The following is a 21,319-nucleotide window of genomic DNA, read 5'->3' as shown; positions in this document are numbered from 1 at the left end:
TTACGATCTCTCGTTAGCGGGAGGCGAATTCTACAGCGTTACACGCTGCTGTCAACACCTCTTTTTCAACTTCCTTTTGGCTTCGATGAACTGAAGCAACCTGCTGCCGAAAACTTCGTAACTCTTTGTTTACCAAGGAGTTTTACGTTTCGACTGCGCCGGAAGTGGGGCGAATTATAGACAGATATGAAACACCGTCAACACTTAACTTAGGTTTTCTATCAAATAGCCCCAAATGCCCTATCCCTTCTATATAAAAAGCACAGCAACCCGAACTGAGCAATATATTGCTCAAAGCCAGACAGTTAAGCATCATAGGCGCTCTGCTTCTTTACCATGACTTCGGACACCCGCCCCAATGACCACACCACCTCGCAGCCTGGCCTCGACATTGTTCCCGGTCGGCCTGCTGTTGATCGCCATGGCCTCCATCCAGTCCGGCGCCTCGCTGGCCAAGAGCATGTTCCCCATCGTCGGCGCCCAGGGCACTACGACTCTGCGGCTGATTTTCGCCAGTGTGATCATGCTGCTGCTATTACGCCCATGGCGCGCCAAACTCACGGCCAAGTCCCTGCGCACGGTCGTCGTCTACGGCATGGCGTTGGGTGGCATGAACTTTCTCTTCTATATGTCCTTGCGCACAGTGCCCCTGGGCATCGCAGTAGCGCTGGAATTCACCGGCCCGCTCGCCGTGGCTATCTATGCCTCGCGCCGAGCGATTGACTTTGTATGGATCGGCCTCGCGATCGCGGGCCTGCTGTTATTGATCCCCACCGGCGAAACCAGCAGCGGCATCGACTTGATTGGCGCCGCCTATGCACTGGGTGCCGGCGTTTGCTGGGCGCTCTACATTCTGTTTGGCCAAAAAGCCGGCAACGACAACGGTGTGCAAACTGCCGCCCTGGGCGTGATGATCGCCGCTTTGTTCGTGGCGCCGATCGGCATCGTCCATGCCGGCGCCGCCCTGCTGACGCCCTCGCTGATTCCCGTTGCTATCGGTGTGGCCATCCTCTCCACCGCTTTGCCCTATACCCTGGAAATGGTCGCGCTCACTCGCCTGCCCGCTCGTACCTTCGGCACCTTGATGAGCATTGAGCCCGCATTCGGTGCGCTCTCCGGCCTGTTCTTCCTGCAGGAGCACTTGTCCCTCGCGCAATGGCTGGCAATCACCTGCATTATCTTCGCCTCCGTCGGTGCCACACTGACGATGCGCAATGAATCCAAACCATTGGTGCCCGCCGATTGATTCTCATCGCAGGTAGCTCTGGTATTTGCCGCTCATTTAGGCCATGTTTAGGCCGTAAACGAATGTCTTTCATGGAGAATTTCGACAGGGACTGCTGAACGCTACAATCGAGAGCGAGTGAAGCCTGCATCGAGCCTTTTTGCGACGCGGCTATAAGGATAGTAATGAAACGAATTTTGATACTGTTACTGGTCGTGGGTATTGCTGGCTGTGCTGCGACCACCAAGACAGAAGTGAAACGGGGCAAAAAAGGCATGCACATCAATTGTTCCGGCCTGTCCTCCTCCTGGGACCAGTGCTACACCAGCGCAGCCAACTCCTGCGGCGCCAAGGGCTACCGGGTTGTCGCCAAATCCGGTGACAATTCCGAAGAGCCTGGGGACTATCCTTTCGGTATCAACCCTGCCGGCTACACCAGCCGCAGCATGATCGTCATCTGTAAATGACCGCCCGAGCAGTCCTCTTCCGGCTGCTCCTTCCTCTTTACATGCCCTACGCCCTGCTGCGGCTACACTCCTGCTCGACATTCGAGCAACGGAGTTCCCATGACACCCAACAAGAAAATCGTATTGGTGGTCGGTGCCGGTGATGCAACCGGTGGCGCCATTGCCCGGCGCTTTGCCCGCGAAGGCTATGTTGCCTGCGTCACCCGTCGCAGTGCCGATAAGCTGCAGCCCCTGGTCGACAGCATCCAGGCAGCGGGCGGCGAAGCCCACGGTTTTGCCTGTGATGCGCGTAAAGAAGACGACGTGATCGCGCTGGTTGAGCAGATTGAAACCCAACTGGGGCCCATCGAAGCCTTCGTCTTCAATATCGGCGCCAACGTGCCGTGCAGCATCCTCGAAGAAACCGCGCGCAAATTTTTCAAAATCTGGGAGATGGCCTGCTTCTCCGGGTTCCTGAACGCCCGCGAAGTCGCCAAGCGCATGGTCACCCGCGAACGCGGCACTATCTTGTTCACCGGTGCCACTGCCGGGCTGCGTGGCGGTGCCGGGTTTGCCGCGTTCGCCGGCGCCAAACACGGCATCCGCGCGCTCGCGCAAAGCATGGCGCGGGAATTGGGCCCGCGGAACATCCATGTGGCCCACGTGGTGGTCGATGGCGCCATCGACACCGACTTTATTCGCGACAATTTCCCGCACAAATATGCGCAGAAAGACCAGGACGGCATCCTCAACCCAGAACACATCGCCGACAACTATTGGTACCTGCATAGCCAACCACGCGACGCCTGGACCTTCGAACTGGACCTGCGCCCCTGGAATGAACCCTGGTAAACACGCCGCCCCTGATCAAGAACAACAATAAGCAGTGAGAATCGACCATGAGTAAAACCCTGGAATTTTTTTTCGACCTCGGCAGCCCCGCCACTTACCTGGCCTATACGCAATTGCCTGCGCTATGTGCCGAGACCGGTGCGCAACTGGTGTATCAGCCCATGCTGCTGGGTGGCGTGTTGAAAGCTACCGGCAACGCCTCCCCCATCACTGTGCCCGCCAAAGGGCGTTACATGTTTAGTGACCTGGCGCGCTACGCCAAACGCTACAACGTGGTGCTCAAGTTCAACCCGCACTTCCCGATCAATACCCTGGTGCTGATGCGTGCCGTCATGGGGATCCAGATGCGCCAGCCCGAGCGCTTCCAGGCCTTCGTCGATTGCCTGTTTCGCGCCCTTTGGGTCGAAGGTCGCCATCTGGGCGACCCCGCCGTCGTGGCCGCTGTGTTGAGTGAGACGGGTTTCGACCCAGAGGAAGTCCTGAACCTGGCCAACGATGACAAGGTCAAGGCCGCCCTGAAGGACAAAACCGAACAGGCTGTTCAGCGCGGGGTATTTGGTGCACCCAGTATGTTTGTAGGCAATGACCTGTTCTTCGGTCAGGACCGTCTGGAGTTTGTGCGCGAAGCGCTCCGCTAAAACTTGATCGCCAAGCGCCTTGAGCGCCGCTTGCGAGCACATCGTAAGCGGTGTGGGTCCATGTCACGTTGCGTATCGGCGAATTACGCGGTGTCGGCACCCAATCGACGCCAGTCAGCCTTGGCCAGGGCGTTCGACGACTATCTCGCCGACGCCCAGGCCAAAGCTCTTGAGCTGCGACCGATCAGATAGCGGCGGTACGCACCTGCAGCCATTCCAAGGCTGCTCCGCCAAGCAGCGGGCTCAGGCGTTCACGAACCTCGGCGTGGTAAGCGTTAAACCACTCGCGCTCATCGGCCGTCAGCAACGACGGCTCCAGGCAACGGGTGTCGATCGGGCAAAGGGTCAAGGTTTCAAACTTGAGGAACTCACCAAACTCGGTCTTGCCCGCTTCGCGGTTCAACACCAGGTTTTCGATGCGTACGCCCCAGCGCCCCGGGCGATAGGTACCTGGCTCAATCGAAGTAATCATCCCCGGCTGCATTGCAGTCTGCGGTGCAGCGGCGGCCTGGTAGGCGATCACCTGCGGGCCTTCATGCACATTCAGGAAATAGCCTACGCCATGCCCTGTACCGTGGCCGTAGTCCACGCCTTCGGCCCAGATCGGCGCACGGGCGATGGCATCCAGCAATGGCGAGAGAATGCCTTTGGGGAAATGCGCACGCGACAAGGCAATCACGCCCTTGAGCACGCGCGTGCAGTCGCGCTTCTGCTCATCACTCGGCGTGCCGATCGGCACCATCCGCGTAATGTCCGTGGTGCCGCCCAAGTACTGACCGCCGGAGTCGATCAGCAACAGGCCATCGCCTTCGATCAACGCATGCTCTTCTTCGGTGGCGTGGTAATGGGGCATCGCACCGTTGGCGTTGAACGCCGCAATGGTATTGAAGCTCAGCGACACATAATCGGGGCGACGGGTACGCGCGGCGGTCAAATGCTCGTCGATGGTCAGCTCGGTGATGCGCTCACGGCCCAACGCACTGTCCAGCCAGGCGAAGAATTCGCACAGCGCTGCGCCGTCCTGCTCCATGGCTTGGCGGATATGCTCGGCGTCCGCCAGGCTTTTGCGCGACTTGGCCAGCGTGGTCGGGTTCAAGCCCTCGACCAGCTTGACGCCGGCATCGAGGTTTTCCAGCAAACCGGTGGTCACGCGTGCCGGATCGACTTGCAGGCTGACACCCGCCGGAACTGCACGCAGCGCATCTGCCACTTCGCTGTAGTCACGCAAGGTCACGCCGTCCCGCTCCAGTACCGCGCGCAGCTCGGCATCGACCTTGCTCAGCGCCACAAACAACGTGGCCTGCTGTTGATTGATCAAGGCAAAGGACACAAACACCGGGTTGAACGACACATCACCGCCGCGCAGGTTGAACAGCCAGGCGATGTCATCCAGGGTCGCGATGAAGTGCCAATCGGCGCCCTTCTCTTTCAAGCTGGCACGCAGGGCCGCGAGTTTGTCGCCACGGCTGACGGTCGCCTGCGGCGGCAAGTGTGGGTAGATCGGCTGGTTCGGCAAGGCCGGGCGGTCTTGCCAGACTTCATTCAACAGGTCGATATCGGTACGCAGGCGAGCGCCGTGCTCGGCCAGCCTGGCGCCCAAGGTACGTGCCGAGGCCACGGCCATTACTGCGCCGTCCACTGCGACCACGCCGCCTTCCGGGGTTTGCTCGGCCAGCCATTCCAGCGGGCCGGGTTGGCCTGGCTGCAGTTTCACCAGTTCGATGCCGCTACCCTTGAGTTCCTTGGTCGCCTGCTCCCAGTAACGGCTGTCGGCCCACACGCCGGCAAAATCCGCGGTGACAATCAACGTGCCTACCGAGCCATAAAACCCCGACAGCCATTGGCGCCCCTGCCAGTAACCCGGCAAGTACTCGGACAGATGCGGGTCGGCCGACGGCACCAGCAGGGCATGGATGCCCTCGCGGCGCATCAGTTCGCGGGTATGCGCCAGGCGCTGGGGAACCGTTCCATGGGTCAAAGGCTGCGTACTCATCATGTCTCCTGCTAAGCACTCATAATTGTTATGTTGTGACTGAAAAATCAGACCGCCCAGAACGCCGGCGCACTGGCCAACGCGGCTTTGATCAACTGCACGGCGGCATCGATATCCTGCTCGGTGGTAAACCGGCCCAGGCTCAAGCGAATGGTCCTACCGGCGCTGCGTGCGTCATGGCCCAACGCCAGAAGCACATGGGACGGCGCATTACTCGCCGAATTGCACGCCGAGGTGGCCGAAAACGCGATACCTGCACTCAGTGCGGCGGAATTGAACTCGCCCTCTGTGAACGTGAGGCTCAGTGTATGGGGAATGCGCTGGGTGGCGCTGCCATTGAGGCGCACGCCGGCAATCGTTTCCAACTGATCGAGCAGGCGCTGACGCAACGCGACGATTGCGGCTTTTTCTTCAGCAAAGGACTGCGCCGCCAGGGCGAATGCAGTGCCCATGCCGGCAATCTGATGGGTCGCCAGGGTACCGGAGCGCAATCCGCCTTCGTGGCCGCCGCCGTGAATCTGCGCCAGCACCTTCTGCTGCGCACGCGGGCCGACATACAGCGCGCCAATGCCTTTGGGGCCGTACAGCTTGTGCGCCGAAAACGACATCAGGTCCACCGGCCATTCAGCCAGGTCGATCGCGACCTTGCCCGCGCCCTGCGCCGCATCCACATGCAGCAGCGCGCCGTGCTCACGTACGCGTGCACCAATGGCAGGAATGTCATTAAGGGTGCCCAACTCGTTGTTCACCAGCATCAGCGACACCAGAAAGGTGTCTTCTCGCAGGGCCTCACTGACCGCCTCGGCGCTGATCAAGCCGTCAGCGTCAGGCACCAGGTAGGTCACCGCTACGCCGGCTTCCTGCAACTGCCGCGCCGTATCCAATGTGGCCTTGTGTTCGATCTGGCTGGTGATGATATGTCCACCTGCCACACCTCGCGCCTGGGCCACGCCTTTGATGGCCAGGTTGTTGGATTCGGTGGCACCGGAGGTCCAGACGATTTGCTCAGGCTGGGCACCGACCAGCTCGGCCACTTGGCGTCGTGCCTGCTCGACCGTGTGCCGGGCCGCCTGGCCGAACGCATGGGAGCTGGACGCAGGGTTGCCGAAGTTGGCATTGAAGCCCAGACACTCGACCATCACTTGAATGACCCGCTCATCCACCGGCGTGGTGGCGGCGTAGTCGAAATACAACGGACGTTTATTCATGACGTTAAGACTCGCAGAGCGTATTCCCCAGGACAGCGCCTCGGGGGGCATCGACCGGGACAGAGGTCGTCAGGTTTAACCAGTCGGATGCCATAAAAGAAGGACCACTTTATGTAAATGTGCGTAGGAACGCTCCTGAAATTCAGCTTAACAGGCTGAAGTATCCCAATGGCAAACAAAAAGCCCGAGGTTCCTTAAGGGAATCCTCGGGCTTTTTGCCGATTGGCACCGGCTCAACTGGGGCGACCGTGCATCACCACGCTGCGTTCGGCGTTCATTTCGCCCTGGTGATCGAAGCCAAACGGCTTGTGTGGCTGCCCGGTCAACGCGGCGCGTTGCTGTTGATATTCATCAAACGACAGGCCGCGACGGCTCAAGGCTTCAAGGGCCAACTGCCTGGTTTCTTCGGCGGTGTAAGGACGCGATTCAGGTGAAGGATGGGTCGCACATCCGGCAAGGACGGCGCTGACAACTATTAAGGAAACAGCCAGGAAGTGGTTCATGGTGAAGGCCCTGCGAAGGAGGTTTTTAGTCAATGAACACAGGCTACTCCCGCCCTTGCGCAGTGAAAAATCATCCGCCGTGATAGTCGCTATCAACCGTTCCGGCATGCTTGATAGCGGGCCGCTTATATTCATTTACGATCTATAAATATGGAAATACGTTCGTTTACGGAATAACCATAACCTTCTATAAATGGCTCTGCGCGCAATCAACACTGTTCGCCACGCAACTGTTGCCCAGGCAACAGCCATTCAACAAAACCGCAAACAGGCAACAGCTACTTTTTTCAACAGAACGCCTGCAGCCCTCGTCAATCAAGGCTCGTGGGCATTGGTACAGCTCTTGCTCAACACGTTCCCTCTCACCTGCTACCCACCCCTGTTGAAAAAGGAACTGTTCATGTCCCGTCCTCTGAATGTCGTTGCCCTCTCCGGCGGAACCTGGCGCCCGTCGCGCACCCTGGTGCTGACCCAAGCCGTGCTGGCCGAACTGGCGACGTTGCTGCCGATCCAGACCACCCTGATCGAGTTGGGTGACATTGCCCGGCCCTTGGGCGGCGCACTCTCACGTGATGAGCTGCCGGCCGAGGTCGAAACGCAACTGTTGGCCATCGAACAGGCCGACCTGCTGATCGTCGCCGCGCCGGTGTATCGCGGCTCTTATCCTGGCCTGCTCAAGCACCTGTTTGACCTGATTGGCCTCAACGCCTTGATCGACACTCCGGTGTTGCTCGCGGCCACCGGCGGCAGTGAGCGCCATGCGCTGGTGCTCGATCACCAATTGCGCCCGCTGTTCAGCTTCTTCCAGGCCTTGACCCTGCCGATCGGCGTGTACGCCACCGAAGCTGACTTCACCGACTACCAAATAACCAGCGAGTTATTAAAAGCCCGCATTCAACTGGCCGCAGAACGCGCAGCGCCGCTGTTTGCCGCGCACTCCCCTTCTCTGCTGAAAATCGCTTAAGGATTTGTCATGGATGTTTTCTGGTTTCTGCCCACGCATGGCGACGGCCATTTCCTCGGCACCACCCAAGGTGCGCGCCCGGTCACCCTCAATTATCTGAAGCAGGTGGCGCAAGCGGCTGACAGCCTCGGTTACTTCGGCGTGCTGATTCCTACCGGGCGCTCGTGTGAAGATTCCTGGGTAATCGCCTCGGCGCTGGTGCCACTGACCGAACGTCTGCGTTACCTGGTAGCGATTCGCCCGGGGATTATTTCGCCCACGGTGTCGGCGCGCATGGCCGCGACCCTGGACCGCCTGTCCAACGGCCGATTGCTGATCAACGTGGTCACCGGTGGCGACCCCGACGAAAACCGTGGCGACGGCAGTTTCCTCGACCACAGTGAACGCTACGAAGTCTCCGACGAATTCCTGCAGATCTGGCGCCGTGTGTTGCAGGGCGAGTCGGTGGACTTTGAAGGCAAGCACCTGCGTGTGCAGAACGCCAAAGCGCTTTACCCACCGGTGCAGAAGCCTTATCCGCCGCTGTACTTCGGCGGTTCGTCGGAGGCTGCCCACGACCTGGCCGCCGAGCAGGTCGACGTGTACCTGACCTGGGGCGAGCCGCCCGCCGCCGTTGCGCAAAAACTTGCCGACGTGCGTGAACGCGCCGCCCGCCATGGGCGCACCGTCAAGTTCGGCATTCGCCTGCATGTCATCGTGCGCGAAACCGAAGAAGACGCCTGGAAAGCCGCCGACAAACTGATCGAACACATCAGCGATGAAACCATCGCCGCCGCGCAAAAATCCTTCTCGCGCTTTGATTCCGAAGGCCAGCGGCGCATGGCGGCGTTGCACGACGGGCGCCGCGACAACCTGCAAATCGCCCCCAACCTGTGGGCCGGCGTCGGCCTGGTACGCGGCGGTGCCGGCACCGCGTTGGTGGGCAACCCGCAGCAAGTGGCCGAGCGCATCAAGGAATACGCCGACCTCGGCATCGAGAGCTTCATCTTCTCCGGCTACCCGCACCTGGAAGAAGCCTATCGCTTTGCCGAGCTGGTGTTCCCGCTGTTGCCGGAACCTTACGCCAGCCTCGCCGGGCGCGGCATCACCAACCTCACGGGGCCGTTTGGCGAAATGATTGCCAATGATGTGTTGCCGAACACCAAAGCCTGAGCGCGCTGAAATCCCCCCCATGTGGACACTGCTCTCCTGTGGGAGCCGGGCTTGCCCGCGATGCAGACGACGCGGTGTTTCAGTTGCACCACAGCGATGCTATCGCAGGCAAGCCAGCTCCCACATTTGAACGTGATTGCCAGACAGACATTGAGGAACCCCGTGTGACAGCCAAACCCCACAGCGTCCTGCCTTCACCGTTGCAGACCGCCAAACTGCTGGCCGCCGAGTTCGCCCTCACCGCCGTTGAACGCGATGAGCGCGGCGGCACGCCCAAGGCCGAACGGGACGCGCTGCGCCAAAGCGGCCTGCTGGCCCTGAGTATCCCCACGCAATACGGCGGCCTCGGCGCACGCTGGAGTGAAACCCTGGGCATCGTGCGCGAGTTCGCCAAGGTCGACAGCTCCATCGCCCATGTCTTCGGCTTTCACCACTTGATGCTTGCCACCGTGCGCCTGTTTGCGCGCCCGGACCAATGGCAGCCGTGGTTCGAACAGACCGCACGCAAAAACTGGTTCTGGGGCAATGCCCTCAACCCGCTGGACACGCGCACGCTGGTCAAGGATTTCGGCGGCTGGCGCGAATTTTCCGGCAAGAAAAGCTTCTGCTCCGGCGCCAGCGATTCGGAAATGCTCATCGCCTCGGCCGTGGACGAAAGCGCCGGCGGCAAGCTGCTGATCGCCGCGATTCCCAGCGGGCGCAGCGGCATTACCTTGCACAACGACTGGAACAACATCGGCCAGCGCCAAACCGACAGCGGCAGCGCCAGCTTTGAACGGGTGCGCGTCGAAGAGTCGGAGTTGCTGCTCGATCCCGGCCCGTTGAGCACGCCCTTCGCCTGCCTGCGCCCGCTGATCGCGCAGTTGACGTTCACGTATATGTTTCTCGGGATTGCCGAAGGCGCCTTTGAAGAAGCGCGCAACTACACCCTCACCGAAACCCGTGCGTGGCACAAATCTTCGGCTGGCGATGTGCGCCAGGACCCTTACGTGCTGCACCACTACGGCGAATTCTGGGTGGCCCTGCAAGGTGTGCGCCTGTTGGTCGAACGTGCTGGCGAATTGCTCGACCAGGCCTGGGCCAAAGGTGCCAGCTTGAGCGAACAGCAACGCGGCGAACTGGCCATTGCCATCGCCACTGCCAAAGTCGCCGCCACCCGCCAGGGCCTGGACCTGTGCAGCCGCCTGTTTGAAGTCACCGGCGCGCGCTCGACCCATGCCTCGCTGCGCCTGGACCGCCATTGGCGCAACTTGCGCACGCAAACCCTGCACGACCCGGTGGATTACAAACTCCACGAACTGGGGGACTGGGCGTTGAACCAGTCCCTGCCGATCCCGACGTTCTACTCCTGAGAGAGGTGCCCATGCAGCTGTTAACCTTACCGCCCTCGCCCGCCCTCGCGACCTCGATTCGCGCCACGGCCCAGGTCTTCGAAGACCCCAAATCCCAGGCGTTGCTCGACCATATCCAGCAAGTGGCGCCCAGCGAAGCCAGCGTGCTGATCATCGGCGAGACCGGCACCGGCAAAGAGCTGGTGGCTCGCCATATTCATAACCTCAGTGCGCGGCGCAACCGGCCGTTTGTGGCGGTTAACTGCGGCGCGTTTTCCGAATCCCTGGTGGAAGCCGAGTTGTTCGGGCATGAAAAAGGCGCGTTTACCGGCGCCCTCAGCGCCAAGGCCGGATGGTTCGAAGAGGCCGACGGCGGCACCTTGTTCCTCGATGAGATCGGCGATTTGCCGATGGCGATCCAGGTCAAGCTGCTACGTGTTCTACAGGAACGTGAAGTGGTGCGCCTGGGTTCGCGCAAGAGCATTGCGATTGATGTGCGCGTACTGGCCGCCACCAACGTACAGTTGGAAAAAGCCATCAACTCGGGGCACTTTCGCGAAGACCTCTACTACCGCCTCGATGTGGTCAGCCTCGAACTCAGCCCACTGCGCGAGCGCCCCGGCGATATCCTGCCGCTGACCCGGCATTTTATCGAAGCCTATAGCCAGCGCCTGGGCTACGGCCCGATCACCATCAGCCGCGAGGCCGAGCACAAGCTCAAAAGCTACAGCTGGCCGGGCAATATCCGCGAGCTGGAAAACGTGATTCACCACACGTTGCTGATCTGCCGTAATGGCCTGATCGAGCGCGATGATCTGCGCCTGTCGAACATGCGCATCGAGCGCCAGGACGACAGCCAGCACGGCACCGACAACAGCGCCGACGCCTTGCTGGCCCGCGCCTTTCAAAAGCTCTTCGAAGAACAGGCCGGCGCCCTGCATGAAAAGGTCGAAGACGCGCTATTGCGCGCCGCCTACCGTTTCAGCCATTACAACCAGGTGCACACCGCCAACCTGCTGGGCCTGAGCCGCAACGTCACGCGCACACGCCTGATCAAGATCGGCGAGTTGGCGGTGAACAAACGCCGCCCCGGCGAAAACGTGCAGGGCGAGCGCATGCTGCATTTATCCATTTAGGCGGCAGTGCAACGCGTTGTCATGGCTGCGCTCGAAACTGCGCAGCACCTGGAATGAACCGAAGGTCACCGCCGTGGCCTGGTGGGCGCGAATCAGCGTCCAGAAGTCTTCCTCGCCGTGCTCAAAGCACTTGAACGCCGCCTCGCCGTCCTCACGCGAGCGCCATTGCAGGTAATTGAGCACCCGCCGCCCATCGTCGCTGACTTGCACACTGGCATTGATAAAACCGCCATGGCCCTGGGCCAGGCGTTCGCTCTGGGTGGACAAGGCCGCCACCAGGGCAAATTGCTGCTGAGGTTCGATCTGAAATTCGATCAGTTGAGTGAAGCTGCGATTTTTCTCTGATACCTGCATGAACACTCCCCTCTCTCTGTAGGCAGAATCTTGCGATTCGATGCCACGCAGGGTAAAACCTCTAGTTAAGTCAAGGTCAAGCGCTTATCTGGAGTTTTTATGCTTACCAAGGAACTCACCGTCGGCCAACTCGCCGCACGTAGCGGCGTGGCGGTTACGGCGCTGCACTTTTATGAGTCCAAGGGGTTGATCAAGAGCAACCGCAACGCCGGTAACCAGCGGCGCTACCCACGGGATGTGTTGCGGCGGGTGGTGGTGATCAAGATCGCACAACGCTTGGGGATTCCATTGGCAACGATTGGCGAGGCGTTGCAGACCTTGCCGGACGGGCGCACGCCCACTGCACAGGACTGGGAACGCTTGTCGGCCCTGTGGCGTGAGGATCTGGATCAGCGCATCAACAAGCTGATGCTGCTGCGCGACAAACTCAGTGGTTGTATTGGTTGCGGGTGTTTATCGCTGGAGGCGTGTCCCTTGCGTAATCAGGATGATCAGTTAGGTGAGCATGGCCCGGGCGCCCAGTTACTGGAGCCCACCACACCCGCCTGAGTTGGCAATGCGATCAATGTGGGAGCTGGCTTGCCTGCGATGCAGACAACCCGGTCTGTCAGTCAAACCGACTTGCCAACACCTCGTCGGTTACCTGCAGGCCACGGCGGGCGTGGCCTATAGTGAAAAGACCGGACCTTCCACAACCACCACCCAAGGAGAACGATATGAGCGTTAAGCCAATCCCCGAGGGTTATCACAGCGTCACGCCGTATATGGGCATCGATAACGCTGCTGAGGCCATTGAGTTTTACCAGAAAGCCTTCGGTGCCAAGCAGGTCATGCGCCTGGACATGCCCGACGGCAAGGTCGGCCACGCCGAGCTGCGCATCGGTGACTCGGCGATCATGCTCGGCTCGCCGTGTGCCGACATGGCCCTGCGTAATCCCGGTGAACACACCAGCGTCGGTTTGCACCTGTATGTGAACGATGTGGATGCGCAGTACCAACAGGCCATTGATGCAGGCGCCCTTTCGGTGTCTGAGCCAAAAGATCAATTTTACGGCGACCGCTCGGCGAGTGTGAAGGACCCCTTCGGTCACCTGTGGTTTTTGGCTACGCGCAAGGAGGATCTGACTGAAGCGCAGATTCGCGAGCGGGCCATGGCGATGTTCAAGCAAGGCTGAAGTTTCAATAACCCTGCACATCCAATTTGGGAGCTGGCTTGCCTGCGATGCAAACACCTCGGTGTGTCAGGTACACCGAGTTGATGCCATCGCAGGCAAGCCAGCTCCCACAGAAAAGCAGATCCCAGGTGTATGCAAATCCGCTTTTCACTTTTGATCCAACCACTCAGGTCGGCTACTAGGCCGCCGTTACCCAAATAACGGATATGCACACCGAAAAACCGCCACAGCAACACACTTCATGAACAACCCCTCCACGCTTTCCCCCTTGCCCCAAACCCCGCGTGATTCCACGATGCAAGCACTTACAAAGAGGAGTCATCCCATGTTCGCCGGATTCCAAAAAGACCAGTGCCACGTCAACGGCGTGGGCATCAGCTACCGCAAAGGCGGTAGAGGTCCCGGTCTGCTCCTGCTGCACGGGCACCCGCAAACCCACGTCATCTGGCACAAAGTCGCCGAACAGTTGGCCGAACACTTCACCGTGGTCGCCGCCGACCTGCGCGGCTATGGCGACAGCGGCAAGCCACCGGCCAACGACCAGCACACCAACTACTCCAAACGCGAAATGGCCCGCGACAGCGTCGAGCTGATGCAAGCCCTGGGCTTCGACAGTTTCTCGGTACTGGCCCACGACCGTGGCGCCCGCGTCGCCCATCGCCTGGCGCTGGACCACCCCGCCGCCGTGCAGCGCATGGTGCTGCTGGACATCGCGCCCACCCTGTCGATGTACGTCCAGACCGACGAAGCCTTCGCCCGCGCCTACTGGCACTGGTTCTTCCTGATCCGCCCGGCGCCGTTGCCCGAAGCGCTGATCGAGAGCAACCCCGAGCTGTACCTGCGCAGCGTCATGGGCAGCCGCAGCGCCGGGCTCAAGCCGTTCACCGATGAAGCCTTCGCCGAATACCTGCGCTGCCTGCAACTGCCCGGCACCGCTCGCGGTATCTGCGAGGACTACCGTGCCGCCGCCGGCATCGACCTTGAGCACGACCAGGCCGACATCGACGCCGGCAACCACCTGAGCCTGCCGTTGCTGGTGCTGTGGGGCGCCGAAGGTACTGTCGGCCGCTGCTTCGAGCCGCTCAAGGAATGGCAGAAAGTCGCCACCGACGTGCGTGGCAAGGCGCTGCCGGCCGGGCACTACATTGCCGAAGAAGCCCCTGAGTTGTTGCTGGGCGAAGTCCTGGCCTTCCTGCGCTGAATGCACTGACACCCTGATCTGAAACACCAGCCTCGCAGGCTGCCAATGGCCTGCGACGGGTTCGCTTTGCCCAAAAAACATCCCGAGATAATAACAATGACAATCCGAAAACTGCTGGGAACCCTGTATGTCCAGGTGCTCATCGCCATCGCGCTGGGTGTGTTGATCGGCCATGTCCGGCCGCAAATCGGTATCGACCTCAAGCCGCTGGGCGACGGGTTTATCAAGCTGATCAAGATGATCATCGGCCCGATCATCTTCTGCACGGTGGTGTCCGGCATCACCAGCATGCACGATGTGAAACAGGTGGGCCGGGTTGGCGGCAAGGCGCTGCTGTACTTCGAGATCGTCTCCACCATCGCCCTGCTGATCGGCCTCCTTGCCGCGCACCTGCTGCAACCGGGCGTGGGTTTCAACATTGATGTGAAAACCCTCGACAGCTCGGCCATCGCCGGTTTTGTCGGCCAGGCCGAACATGGCGAAGGCATCACCGGGTTCCTGCTGCACGTGATCCCCACCACGTTTTTTGATGCCTTCTCCAAGGGCGAAATCCTGCCGGTCCTGTTTGTCTCGGTACTGTTCGGCGTCGGCCTGGTGATGGTCGGGGAAAAAGGCCGGCCATTGGTGGGCGTGATCAACCAGGCCAGCGAAGTGTTCTTTCGCATCGTCGGCATCATCAGCCGCGTCGCGCCCATCGGCGCGTTTGGGGCGATTGCCTTCACCATCGGCAAATACGGCGTGGGCTCGTTGCTGCCGTTGCTGAAGCTGGTGGGTACGTTCTACCTCACCGCGTTTTTCTTTGTCGCCGTGGTGCTGGGCAGCATCGCGCGCTACGCCGGCTTCAGCATTTTCAAGTTGATGGGCTATATCAAGTCGGAGCTGTTGACTGTGCTGGGCACCAGCTCGTCGGAGTCGGCGCTGCCACAACTGATCCAGAAACTCGAAAGCCTGGGCGCGTCCAAAGGCGTGGTGGGCATCGTGGTGCCGACCGGCTACACCTTCAACCTCGACGGCACCAACATCTACATGACCCTGGCGGTGTTGTTCCTGGCGCAAGCCACCAATATCCACCTGCCGCTGGAGCAACAATTGACCTTGCTGGCGGTGGCCATGCTCACCTCCAAGGGCGCCGGTGCGGTGGTGGGTGCAGGTTTTGTGGCGCTGGCCGCGAGCCTGGCGGTGGTGCCCACCGTGCCGGTGGCGGCGATGGTGCTGATCCTGGGTGTCGACCGCTTCATGGCTGAATGCCGCTCGCTGACCAATATCATCGGCAATGCCGTCGCGGCATTGGTGGTAGCCGCCTGGGAGGGTGAGCTGGACCGCGAAAAAATGGCCCCTGTCGCCCTCAAGCATGGCCGCCATGCGCGGGCTGCCGCGCAGGCGAAGATCGCCGCCGAGTAAGCAGTAACGGATCGGCATGCCGGAAGGCATGCCGATCCGGTGCTATTCTGGCGGCTCATGCCGCCACGTCTGTTTCTGATGACTCATAAGAAAGATACCGTGCCCCTACCCGAAGACCTGCGGGTGTTCCTCACCGTGATCCGCAAGGCCGGCTTCGCTGCCGCCGCTGATGAACTGGGGCTGTCGCCTGCGTATGTGAGCAAGCGCATTCAGATCCTCGAAACCACCCTGGCCACGCGCCTGCTGCACCGCACCAGCCGCCGCATCGCCCTGACCGAAGACGGCGAGCGGGTGCAACGCTGGGCCGTGCGCATCCTCGAAGATTTCCAGCAACTGTCCGATGAACTCAGCGATGCCCACGACAGCCCGCGCGGGCATCTGCACCTGTGCAGCAGCTTCGGCTTCGGCCGCAACCATGTGGCGCCGGCCCTGTCGCTGCTGGCCGAGCAGTACCCGGACCTGGAAATTCGCCTGGACCTGTTCGACCGCGTGGTGGATATCGTCAGTGAAGGGTTCGACCTGGAGATTCGCGTCGGCGATGACATCCCCGGCCAGCACATCGGCAGGCGGCTGGTGAGCAATCGCCGCGTGCTGTGCGCAGCGCCGGCGTACCTGCAACGCAAAGGCACGCCGCAACAGTTGAGTGACCTGGAGCAGCACGACTGCCTGGTGCTCAAGGAGCGCGACAATGCGTTCGGTATCTGGAACCTGGAGCGTGACGGCGCGCCCGAAAGCGTGCGTGTACGCGGGCCGCTGTCATCGAACAATGGCGAGATCGTGTTGCAGTGGGCTTTGGACGGGCGCGGCGTGTTACTGCGCTCGATGTGGGACGTTAAACCGCTGCTGGAACAGGGCAGGCTGGTGCAGGTGCTGCACACCTACACCCAAAGCGCCAACGTGTGGGCGGTGTACCCGACACGTTTGGCCTACTCCGGCAAATTGCGCGCCTGCGTGGAATTTTTGCAGGAGCACTTCAAGGGGTTGTCGATCTGACGCCCCGCGTGGCGCTGACACCCAGCCATACCGTCATGATCACCAGGGCGGTCAATGGCAACCCGTGGAACAGCACGATCACCTGGGCCGGCGTCCACGTCAGGTAGAACGGCCCCACCACCAGCATGCCCACGCCAAAGCCGGCCATCTGGATCAGCGTCAACAGGCTGAACAACGGCAGGCGCAAGCTATCGGGTTCGCTTTGTGCGCGGGAAACCAGCGCCACCTCGGAAATGCCATCGCCCAGCCCGGCCCACACCACCAGCAGCAGCGCCAGCCACAGTTCGGTTTGCTGGAAGGTGAGGATAAAGCCGCTGGACATCAGCGCCACACCCGCCATGAACCAGCGCTCCATGCCTTGGGTGCCACGGCCCTTGAGCAACGCACTGGCCAGGCGCGCGCCGATGAACTTGCCGCAGGCCCACACCGCCAGCAGGTAGCCCATGACGGTTTTCGCGGTGTCCGGCGAGATGTATTGCGACAACACCGGCCAGCCGACGTTATGTGCAGCACTGCCGAGGGTGTCGAGCATGCTGATCAACAACATCGCCGCCAACACCGGCGCACCGCGCAGGCCTTTGGTCAGCTCATGCCATTCCGCCGCAAGCCCGCGATGCGCGGCCACGGCGACTGAATACAAGGCGCGCAACGGCAGGATCAGGCAGGCCGCCACTACGTAAGTGCCGATATTGACGGCAAACACCGCCTCGAATCCGCCCGTGGCAATGAGCAAACCTGAGAGCAAGCTGCCAAACACCGCACCGGTCGCCGCCGCCGAGGTGATCCAGGCATTGGTGCTCACCCTTTGTTCCAGCGCCACCCAGGTTGGCAACTGGCTATTGAGGCCAATGGCAAACAGCGAATTGCACAGGCCGATGCCGAACGCGATAAACGGCAGCACGTTGAGTTGATGCGCCGGTATCAACACCAGCAGCGGCACCAGCAACAATGCGCGGGCCAGGTCCAGCCCGGCCAGGGTACTGCGCCCCGCAAAGCGCCGGAAAAACGGGATGCCGAACAGGCTGGCGACAATCCCGCCCGTCACCCGGCACGCCAGAAACACACTGACAAACACCACGCTTTGGCTGAGCCAGTAAACGTAGGTCGAGAGCGCCACCATGTTGAGGAATGCGCCGAAGTCCGACACGCCCCGCGCAAAGATGATCAAGCGGGCGTTGCGGGTCGACAGGCCCAATGGCTGAACGTCGCTCATGCAGGTTGTACCTCGTCTTCCAGCCGTACGTCATCAGCCGTCACACCGCGCAGGCTGACCAGCAGCACGTCGCGCCAGGCCGGTGCCGAAGCGGTCTGCGGCTGTACAGCGCCAGCGCGGTGATACAGCCCACGGTCGTTGATCACGATGGTTTCCAGAAACTGCTCCATCGCCAGGTTCAGCACGCGGCTGTGCTCCGCCTCAGCGGTAAACACCTCGGACACCACCGGCACTGTGTTGCTCTGGCCAATGAAGTGCATGAACACCCAATCCAGGCCGTCCTGGTGAATCCCCGAGGTGGTCGGGCTGGCCAAGGGCCCCTCTGCACGCACGCGGAACTGGTGGATATCAATGGTGTAGGCATGCGGACCCAGGTGCGGTTCGATCACCGCCAGGTCGGTGGCGAGCAATTTCTGCATCAGTGGGTGCTCGATAAAGCCCTCCTCGCTGTAGCTCAAGTGGTTCACGCCCTGACGATAGTTTATCGCATAGGTGACCGGTGACTTGAACGCGGTCGTGCGGTCGATCTGCAACTGCCGCGACGGGGATAAACGATAGCGCAGAATCCGGCGTTCGCGATGCGTGTATTCCTTGAACGCCTCGTCGCGCACCAGGTTCGCCCAGTAGGCGCGAAAGCTTTGCTCCTCGCCGGGCTCAACCTTGAGCAGTTTGCCAAAATCCCGACGGTGACAATAGTGGTGCTCGCGCAGGTGCGCGCCAATCTGTGGGATGTCCATATCGCTAAACCTTATCGTCGATGATCACGCGCAGGTTGTGCCGGATTGCATCATGCACCGCATGGGCGTGGGCAGCATCGTCGACCTTGGCCCAGCACTTGAGCAAGTAATGCTCTTCGATATCGGCATCAATAAAGTGGCCCGATTCCTGTTGGGCATATTCCAGCACCGACGGCTGTTGAGCGAGCCATTCAAGGCCTTCAATACCCTTGAAGTGGCCACTGTGCTCCGGATAGATCGCCAGCATCGAGTAGTGTTGCGAGGCCTGCGCGACCTGGCGTGCGCCGGCGTCCAACCGCGCATTCACATCCGGCTCGCCCAGCAGCAGCGACAGGTACAGCTGGTACGGGTCGATGCCGGCCAGGTCACGGAAAGCCGCATTGACGTACAGCCCGCCGACACGTGGGTTGATCTCGATCACCACTGGCCCCGCGTCGGTCATGCGGAACTCGAAGTGCACCACGGCATTGGTCAGGCCCACCGCGTGCAGGCACTCCATGGCGTACTGGCGGATCTGCTCACACTGGGCGTCGGTAAAGGACGTGGGCGGCGAAATCAGCAGGTTCTCCAGGACGGTGCCACTGCGCTCGGTCAACATCAGTTTTTCATTGATCAGCAGCGCATGCACCTGCTCGCCCGCCACCACACACTCCACGCTGCCCTCAATACCTGGGATAAACCCTTCAAGCAGCAGGCTGCGTCCTGGCAGGTATTCACGTCGCTGCCCGCCCTCTTCCGGCAGCGTGTGGGCGCAGCCGTAGAAATCCGCATAGGCTGCGCTGGCATGATCTGCCAGAAAGTGCGCGTAGTGGCTGCGCAACTGCGCCCAGTCAGAGCATTTCTTGATAAACGCCGATGCGCCGCCAAAGGGTGGCTTGGCGATCAGCGGGTAACCCACGTGCTCGGCACCTTCGCGCAGTTGCTGTTCGTTGTTGCACAGCGCAAACGGCACCGAACGCACGCCGTGTTTTTTCAGCGCGCGGCGCATCAGGAACTTGTTGTTACACGCAGCAATGGCAAGTGGGTCGCTATGCACCAGGCCCAGCCGCCGACAGGCCTGCGCCACGATGCAGCCGACTTCGCCCTGCGCAGACGGGTGGCCGGCCTGACAGAAGATTGCGCGGATCTGGTACTGCCCATCCAGCCGCCCCACCAAATCCAGAATCGACTGTTCATTCAACGCGTCGAGCAGGAACACTGCATCACTGTCATCCCGCAGCCGCTGCAGGTGCTCGCGTCCGGCCACACCCGCCGTCAAGCAGGCCAGGCCTTGGGCACGGGCCACCGCGAAGTGCGGCTCGCGGTAGCTATAGCGAATGGAAGCACTGTCATCCACATCAATAAAAAGAATGGCATCTTGTTTCATTATTCATACCGCCTCATGCGTCAATACTTTCAGGCATCCTGCCAACTGCACCACTGCCCTTCCCAATTACGGAAACGGTAATGACGTTGCCCATCGCGCACTTCAAAGTGCGGCAAGTCGTGTGGCTTTTCAAAGTCCAGCAGTGGCACGGTAAACTTGCCCTGTGCATGGGGCAGTACATATTCCGGCATGGCTATATTGGACACGCGCCGCTTGAGACGATCCATAATAGCGATGGCGTGGCTGATCGATGCTTTGTATTCCGAAGCCCCGGGTGAAAACGGCATGAAGTGATACAGGTAATACGGCTTTACACCCAACCGATACAGATCAATAAACAGTTTATGCAAGGTGGCTTCATCATCGTTCACGCCGCGCAACAGCGGCATGTTGGAGAACACAATCGGCACCACACTTTGGATACGTTTGACCGCCACGGCAAAGTCTTCACTCAGTTCCAGCGGGTGGCACACATGCACGCCAAACGCATTGACCTTGTACTTCTCCAGCATCGCCAGTAATTCATCGGTCACGCGAAACGGGTTAAAGCTCAAGGCCCGTGTGTGCAGGCGAATCAGCAAGTCATCGCGGATGCCACGCAAGGCGGCGAGGTTCTCTTCGAGCTTGCGGTCGGCGAGCATCAACGGGTCACCGCCGCTGAGAATCACCTCTTCGATGGCCGGATTGTTGCGGATGTACTCGAGCGAGTCCTTGAACGAGTCGGCGCTGGCATTCGCCTTCTCGGTGCCGACCTGCAAGGTGCGCAGCGCTTCGAAGCAGAACTGGCAATAGGCGTTGCAGGTGTTGGTCATGCGCAGGATCACGCGATTGTCGTATTTGTGCTGGCAAATCGGCGTTTTCATCTCGTGGCCGAGTTCCCAGTTCTCCGAGGTGCCGTCGTAATCGCCGGCGACCTGCTCGCTCCAGTAGGGCACCACTTGGCGCCACAGCGGATGGTCCATCACCTCGCCATCGGTGAGAGAGCGCTTGATCAGGTCAATGTAATAAGGGGTTATCTGCAGCTTGCGGTCTTGCAAGTTGTGTTCGATATGCGCGCTGGTTTCCTCGCTCCAGCCACCGCAGGCAGCCCGCAGTGCCGGTTCGTCGCGGATGGCATTCTTCTGCTGCCACCGCCAATCCTGCCACTGTACCGAACGATGGATTGCTTGATCAAAAATCGACATGAGTTTGAACTCTCTGTGTTCTGAACGGATGTTAAGGCATAGGCTTACGTGTCTTTTCACAGTGGAAAAAACAGCGGTAACCGCAACAATGACAACTGATTGACAGGTGGCAGAATTCGATCAAGTGATAAACTTGATCACCGCCACCAGAGAGGTATGAAAGCTAACTAATTCATCGGTCATGGCTTCAACTTCCTTTTCTTATAATGTGCGACTTTCCAAGTCAGCGACCACTTAAGCCGATGGA

The 21,319-nt window shown here is 60.4% G+C and carries 21 protein-coding genes; 13 read left to right on the top strand and 8 right to left on the bottom strand.

The annotated features are described in order from the left end of the window. Positions 1–358: 358 nt before the first annotated feature. The 4 genes from rhtA to ASE80_RS15505 all read left to right on the top strand — a co-directional run bounded on the left by rhtA (position 359) and on the right by ASE80_RS15505 (position 3,161). A complete protein-coding gene (gene rhtA, locus ASE80_RS15520; RefSeq protein WP_056859699.1) occupies positions 359–1,246 on the top strand; it encodes a threonine/homoserine exporter RhtA in 888 nt (295 codons plus the stop codon). A gap of 164 nt (positions 1,247–1,410) precedes the next feature. Then, positions 1,411–1,692 carry a hypothetical protein gene (locus tag ASE80_RS15515; RefSeq protein WP_056859698.1) on the top strand — a complete coding sequence of 94 codons (282 nt, stop codon included), beginning with the start codon at positions 1,411–1,413 and terminating at the stop codon, positions 1,690–1,692. Positions 1,693–1,791: 99 nt separating this feature from the next. Beyond that, positions 1,792–2,523 carry an SDR family oxidoreductase gene (locus ASE80_RS15510; protein WP_056859697.1) on the top strand — a complete coding sequence of 244 codons (732 nt, stop codon included), beginning with the start codon at positions 1,792–1,794 and terminating at the stop codon, positions 2,521–2,523. Positions 2,524–2,570: 47 nt separating this feature from the next. Beyond that, a complete protein-coding gene (locus tag ASE80_RS15505; RefSeq protein ID WP_056859696.1) occupies positions 2,571–3,161 on the top strand; it encodes a 2-hydroxychromene-2-carboxylate isomerase in 591 nt (196 codons plus the stop codon). Positions 3,162–3,345: 184 nt separating this feature from the next. On the opposite strand, the gene ASE80_RS15500 is transcribed toward ASE80_RS15505, so the two are convergent. The 3 genes from ASE80_RS15500 to ASE80_RS15490 form a co-directional block, all read right to left on the bottom strand. Next, on the bottom strand, positions 3,346–5,154 hold the full coding sequence (locus tag ASE80_RS15500; RefSeq protein WP_056859695.1) for an aminopeptidase P family protein: 1,809 nt from the start codon (positions 5,152–5,154) through the stop codon (positions 3,346–3,348). A gap of 47 nt (positions 5,155–5,201) precedes the next feature. After that, the gene (locus tag ASE80_RS15495; RefSeq protein ID WP_056859694.1) at positions 5,202–6,362 is read right to left on the bottom strand and encodes a cysteine desulfurase family protein; all 1,161 of its coding nucleotides are present in this window, start codon (positions 6,360–6,362) and stop codon (positions 5,202–5,204) included. A gap of 233 nt (positions 6,363–6,595) precedes the next feature. Then, positions 6,596–6,865 carry a hypothetical protein gene (locus ASE80_RS15490; RefSeq protein WP_056859693.1) on the bottom strand — a complete coding sequence of 90 codons (270 nt, stop codon included), beginning with the start codon at positions 6,863–6,865 and terminating at the stop codon, positions 6,596–6,598. A gap of 400 nt (positions 6,866–7,265) precedes the next feature. Here ASE80_RS15490 and msuE point away from each other — a divergent pair, with 400 nt between their 5' ends. From msuE to ASE80_RS15470, 4 genes are all read left to right on the top strand, one after another. Further along, entirely contained in the window at positions 7,266–7,829 is a 564-nt protein-coding gene (msuE, locus tag ASE80_RS15485) for an FMN reductase (RefSeq protein ID WP_056859692.1), read from the top strand. Positions 7,830–7,838: 9 nt separating this feature from the next. Beyond that, positions 7,839–8,981 (top strand): FMNH2-dependent alkanesulfonate monooxygenase, encoded by a 1,143-nt coding sequence (gene ssuD, locus ASE80_RS15480; RefSeq protein ID WP_056859691.1) that lies wholly within the window; start codon positions 7,839–7,841, stop codon positions 8,979–8,981. 164 nt (positions 8,982–9,145) lie between these two features. Beyond that, positions 9,146–10,333 (top strand): acyl-CoA dehydrogenase family protein, encoded by a 1,188-nt coding sequence (locus ASE80_RS15475; protein ID WP_056859690.1) that lies wholly within the window; start codon positions 9,146–9,148, stop codon positions 10,331–10,333. An 11-nt stretch (positions 10,334–10,344) separates the two neighbouring features. Beyond that, positions 10,345–11,448, top strand: coding sequence for a sigma-54 interaction domain-containing protein (locus tag ASE80_RS15470; protein ID WP_056859689.1), 1,104 nt, complete (start codon positions 10,345–10,347; stop codon positions 11,446–11,448). On the opposite strand, the gene ASE80_RS15465 is transcribed toward ASE80_RS15470, so the two are convergent. Further along, positions 11,437–11,802, bottom strand: a complete 366-nt coding sequence (locus ASE80_RS15465; protein ID WP_056859702.1) for an antibiotic biosynthesis monooxygenase — start codon at positions 11,800–11,802, stop codon at positions 11,437–11,439. The genes ASE80_RS15470 and ASE80_RS15465 overlap by 12 nt on opposite strands. A gap of 99 nt (positions 11,803–11,901) precedes the next feature. On the opposite strand from ASE80_RS15465, the gene soxR reads away from it, so the two are divergent. From soxR to ASE80_RS15440, 5 genes are all read left to right on the top strand, one after another. Beyond that, complete coding sequence (gene soxR, locus ASE80_RS15460; protein WP_056859688.1) at positions 11,902–12,351, top strand: redox-sensitive transcriptional activator SoxR; 450 nt, start codon at positions 11,902–11,904, stop codon at positions 12,349–12,351. Positions 12,352–12,518: 167 nt separating this feature from the next. Then, positions 12,519–12,977 (top strand): VOC family protein, encoded by a 459-nt coding sequence (locus ASE80_RS15455; protein WP_056859687.1) that lies wholly within the window; start codon positions 12,519–12,521, stop codon positions 12,975–12,977. Between the two features lie 325 nt (positions 12,978–13,302). After that, positions 13,303–14,178, top strand: coding sequence for an alpha/beta fold hydrolase (locus tag ASE80_RS15450; protein WP_056859686.1), 876 nt, complete (start codon positions 13,303–13,305; stop codon positions 14,176–14,178). Between the two features lie 96 nt (positions 14,179–14,274). Continuing rightward, positions 14,275–15,579: a dicarboxylate/amino acid:cation symporter gene (locus ASE80_RS15445; RefSeq protein WP_056859685.1), complete on the top strand. Its 1,305-nt coding sequence runs from the start codon at positions 14,275–14,277 to the stop codon at positions 15,577–15,579. Positions 15,580–15,657: 78 nt separating this feature from the next. Next, the gene (locus tag ASE80_RS15440; protein ID WP_167365900.1) at positions 15,658–16,572 is read left to right on the top strand and encodes a LysR substrate-binding domain-containing protein; all 915 of its coding nucleotides are present in this window, start codon (positions 15,658–15,660) and stop codon (positions 16,570–16,572) included. Here ASE80_RS15440 and ASE80_RS15435 read toward each other — a convergent pair. The 4 genes from ASE80_RS15435 to ASE80_RS15420 are packed head-to-tail and all read right to left on the bottom strand — an operon-like array spanning position 16,553 to position 21,072. After that, positions 16,553–17,785 carry an MFS transporter gene (locus ASE80_RS15435; RefSeq protein WP_056859683.1) on the bottom strand — a complete coding sequence of 411 codons (1,233 nt, stop codon included), beginning with the start codon at positions 17,783–17,785 and terminating at the stop codon, positions 16,553–16,555. The genes ASE80_RS15440 and ASE80_RS15435 overlap by 20 nt on opposite strands. Further along, on the bottom strand, positions 17,782–18,522 hold the full coding sequence (locus tag ASE80_RS15430) for a 2OG-Fe dioxygenase family protein (RefSeq protein ID WP_056859682.1): 741 nt from the start codon (positions 18,520–18,522) through the stop codon (positions 17,782–17,784). The genes ASE80_RS15435 and ASE80_RS15430 overlap by 4 nt, the downstream gene beginning before the upstream one ends. Positions 18,523–18,526: 4 nt before the next feature. Then, positions 18,527–19,888: an ATP-grasp domain-containing protein gene (locus ASE80_RS15425; protein WP_056859681.1), complete on the bottom strand. Its 1,362-nt coding sequence runs from the start codon at positions 19,886–19,888 to the stop codon at positions 18,527–18,529. A 29-nt stretch (positions 19,889–19,917) separates the two neighbouring features. Then, positions 19,918–21,072, bottom strand: coding sequence for a KamA family radical SAM protein (locus tag ASE80_RS15420; protein WP_056859680.1), 1,155 nt, complete (start codon positions 21,070–21,072; stop codon positions 19,918–19,920). Positions 21,073–21,319 lie beyond the last annotated feature (247 nt).

This window comes from Pseudomonas sp. Leaf15, assembly GCF_001421425.1.
Lineage (GTDB): Bacteria > Pseudomonadota > Gammaproteobacteria > Pseudomonadales > Pseudomonadaceae > Aquipseudomonas > Aquipseudomonas salomonii.
Note: the sequence above shows the minus strand (reverse complement) of the source record. Positions and strands in the feature narration are given on the sequence as shown.

Coding starts and splice junctions, on each gene's coding strand:
- rhtA (WP_056859699.1), top strand. CDS start 359: ATGACCACACCACCTCGCAGCCTGGCCTCGACATTGTTCCCGGTCGGC.
- ASE80_RS15515 (WP_056859698.1), top strand. CDS start 1,411: ATGAAACGAATTTTGATACTGTTACTGGTCGTGGGTATTGCTGGCTGT.
- ASE80_RS15510 (WP_056859697.1), top strand. CDS start 1,792: ATGACACCCAACAAGAAAATCGTATTGGTGGTCGGTGCCGGTGATGCA.
- ASE80_RS15505 (WP_056859696.1), top strand. CDS start 2,571: ATGAGTAAAACCCTGGAATTTTTTTTCGACCTCGGCAGCCCCGCCACT.
- ASE80_RS15500 (WP_056859695.1), bottom strand. CDS start 5,154: ATGAGTACGCAGCCTTTGACCCATGGAACGGTTCCCCAGCGCCTGGCG.
- ASE80_RS15495 (WP_056859694.1), bottom strand. CDS start 6,362: ATGAATAAACGTCCGTTGTATTTCGACTACGCCGCCACCACGCCGGTG.
- ASE80_RS15490 (WP_056859693.1), bottom strand. CDS start 6,865: ATGAACCACTTCCTGGCTGTTTCCTTAATAGTTGTCAGCGCCGTCCTT.
- msuE (WP_056859692.1), top strand. CDS start 7,266: ATGTCCCGTCCTCTGAATGTCGTTGCCCTCTCCGGCGGAACCTGGCGC.
- ssuD (WP_056859691.1), top strand. CDS start 7,839: ATGGATGTTTTCTGGTTTCTGCCCACGCATGGCGACGGCCATTTCCTC.
- ASE80_RS15470 (WP_056859689.1), top strand. CDS start 10,345: ATGCAGCTGTTAACCTTACCGCCCTCGCCCGCCCTCGCGACCTCGATT.
- ASE80_RS15465 (WP_056859702.1), bottom strand. CDS start 11,802: ATGCAGGTATCAGAGAAAAATCGCAGCTTCACTCAACTGATCGAATTT.
- soxR (WP_056859688.1), top strand. CDS start 11,902: ATGCTTACCAAGGAACTCACCGTCGGCCAACTCGCCGCACGTAGCGGC.
- ASE80_RS15455 (WP_056859687.1), top strand. CDS start 12,519: ATGAGCGTTAAGCCAATCCCCGAGGGTTATCACAGCGTCACGCCGTAT.
- ASE80_RS15450 (WP_056859686.1), top strand. CDS start 13,303: ATGTTCGCCGGATTCCAAAAAGACCAGTGCCACGTCAACGGCGTGGGC.
- ASE80_RS15445 (WP_056859685.1), top strand. CDS start 14,275: ATGACAATCCGAAAACTGCTGGGAACCCTGTATGTCCAGGTGCTCATC.
- ASE80_RS15440 (WP_167365900.1), top strand. CDS start 15,658: ATGACTCATAAGAAAGATACCGTGCCCCTACCCGAAGACCTGCGGGTG.
- ASE80_RS15435 (WP_056859683.1), bottom strand. CDS start 17,785: ATGAGCGACGTTCAGCCATTGGGCCTGTCGACCCGCAACGCCCGCTTG.
- ASE80_RS15430 (WP_056859682.1), bottom strand. CDS start 18,522: ATGGACATCCCACAGATTGGCGCGCACCTGCGCGAGCACCACTATTGT.
- ASE80_RS15425 (WP_056859681.1), bottom strand. CDS start 19,888: ATGAAACAAGATGCCATTCTTTTTATTGATGTGGATGACAGTGCTTCC.
- ASE80_RS15420 (WP_056859680.1), bottom strand. CDS start 21,072: ATGTCGATTTTTGATCAAGCAATCCATCGTTCGGTACAGTGGCAGGAT.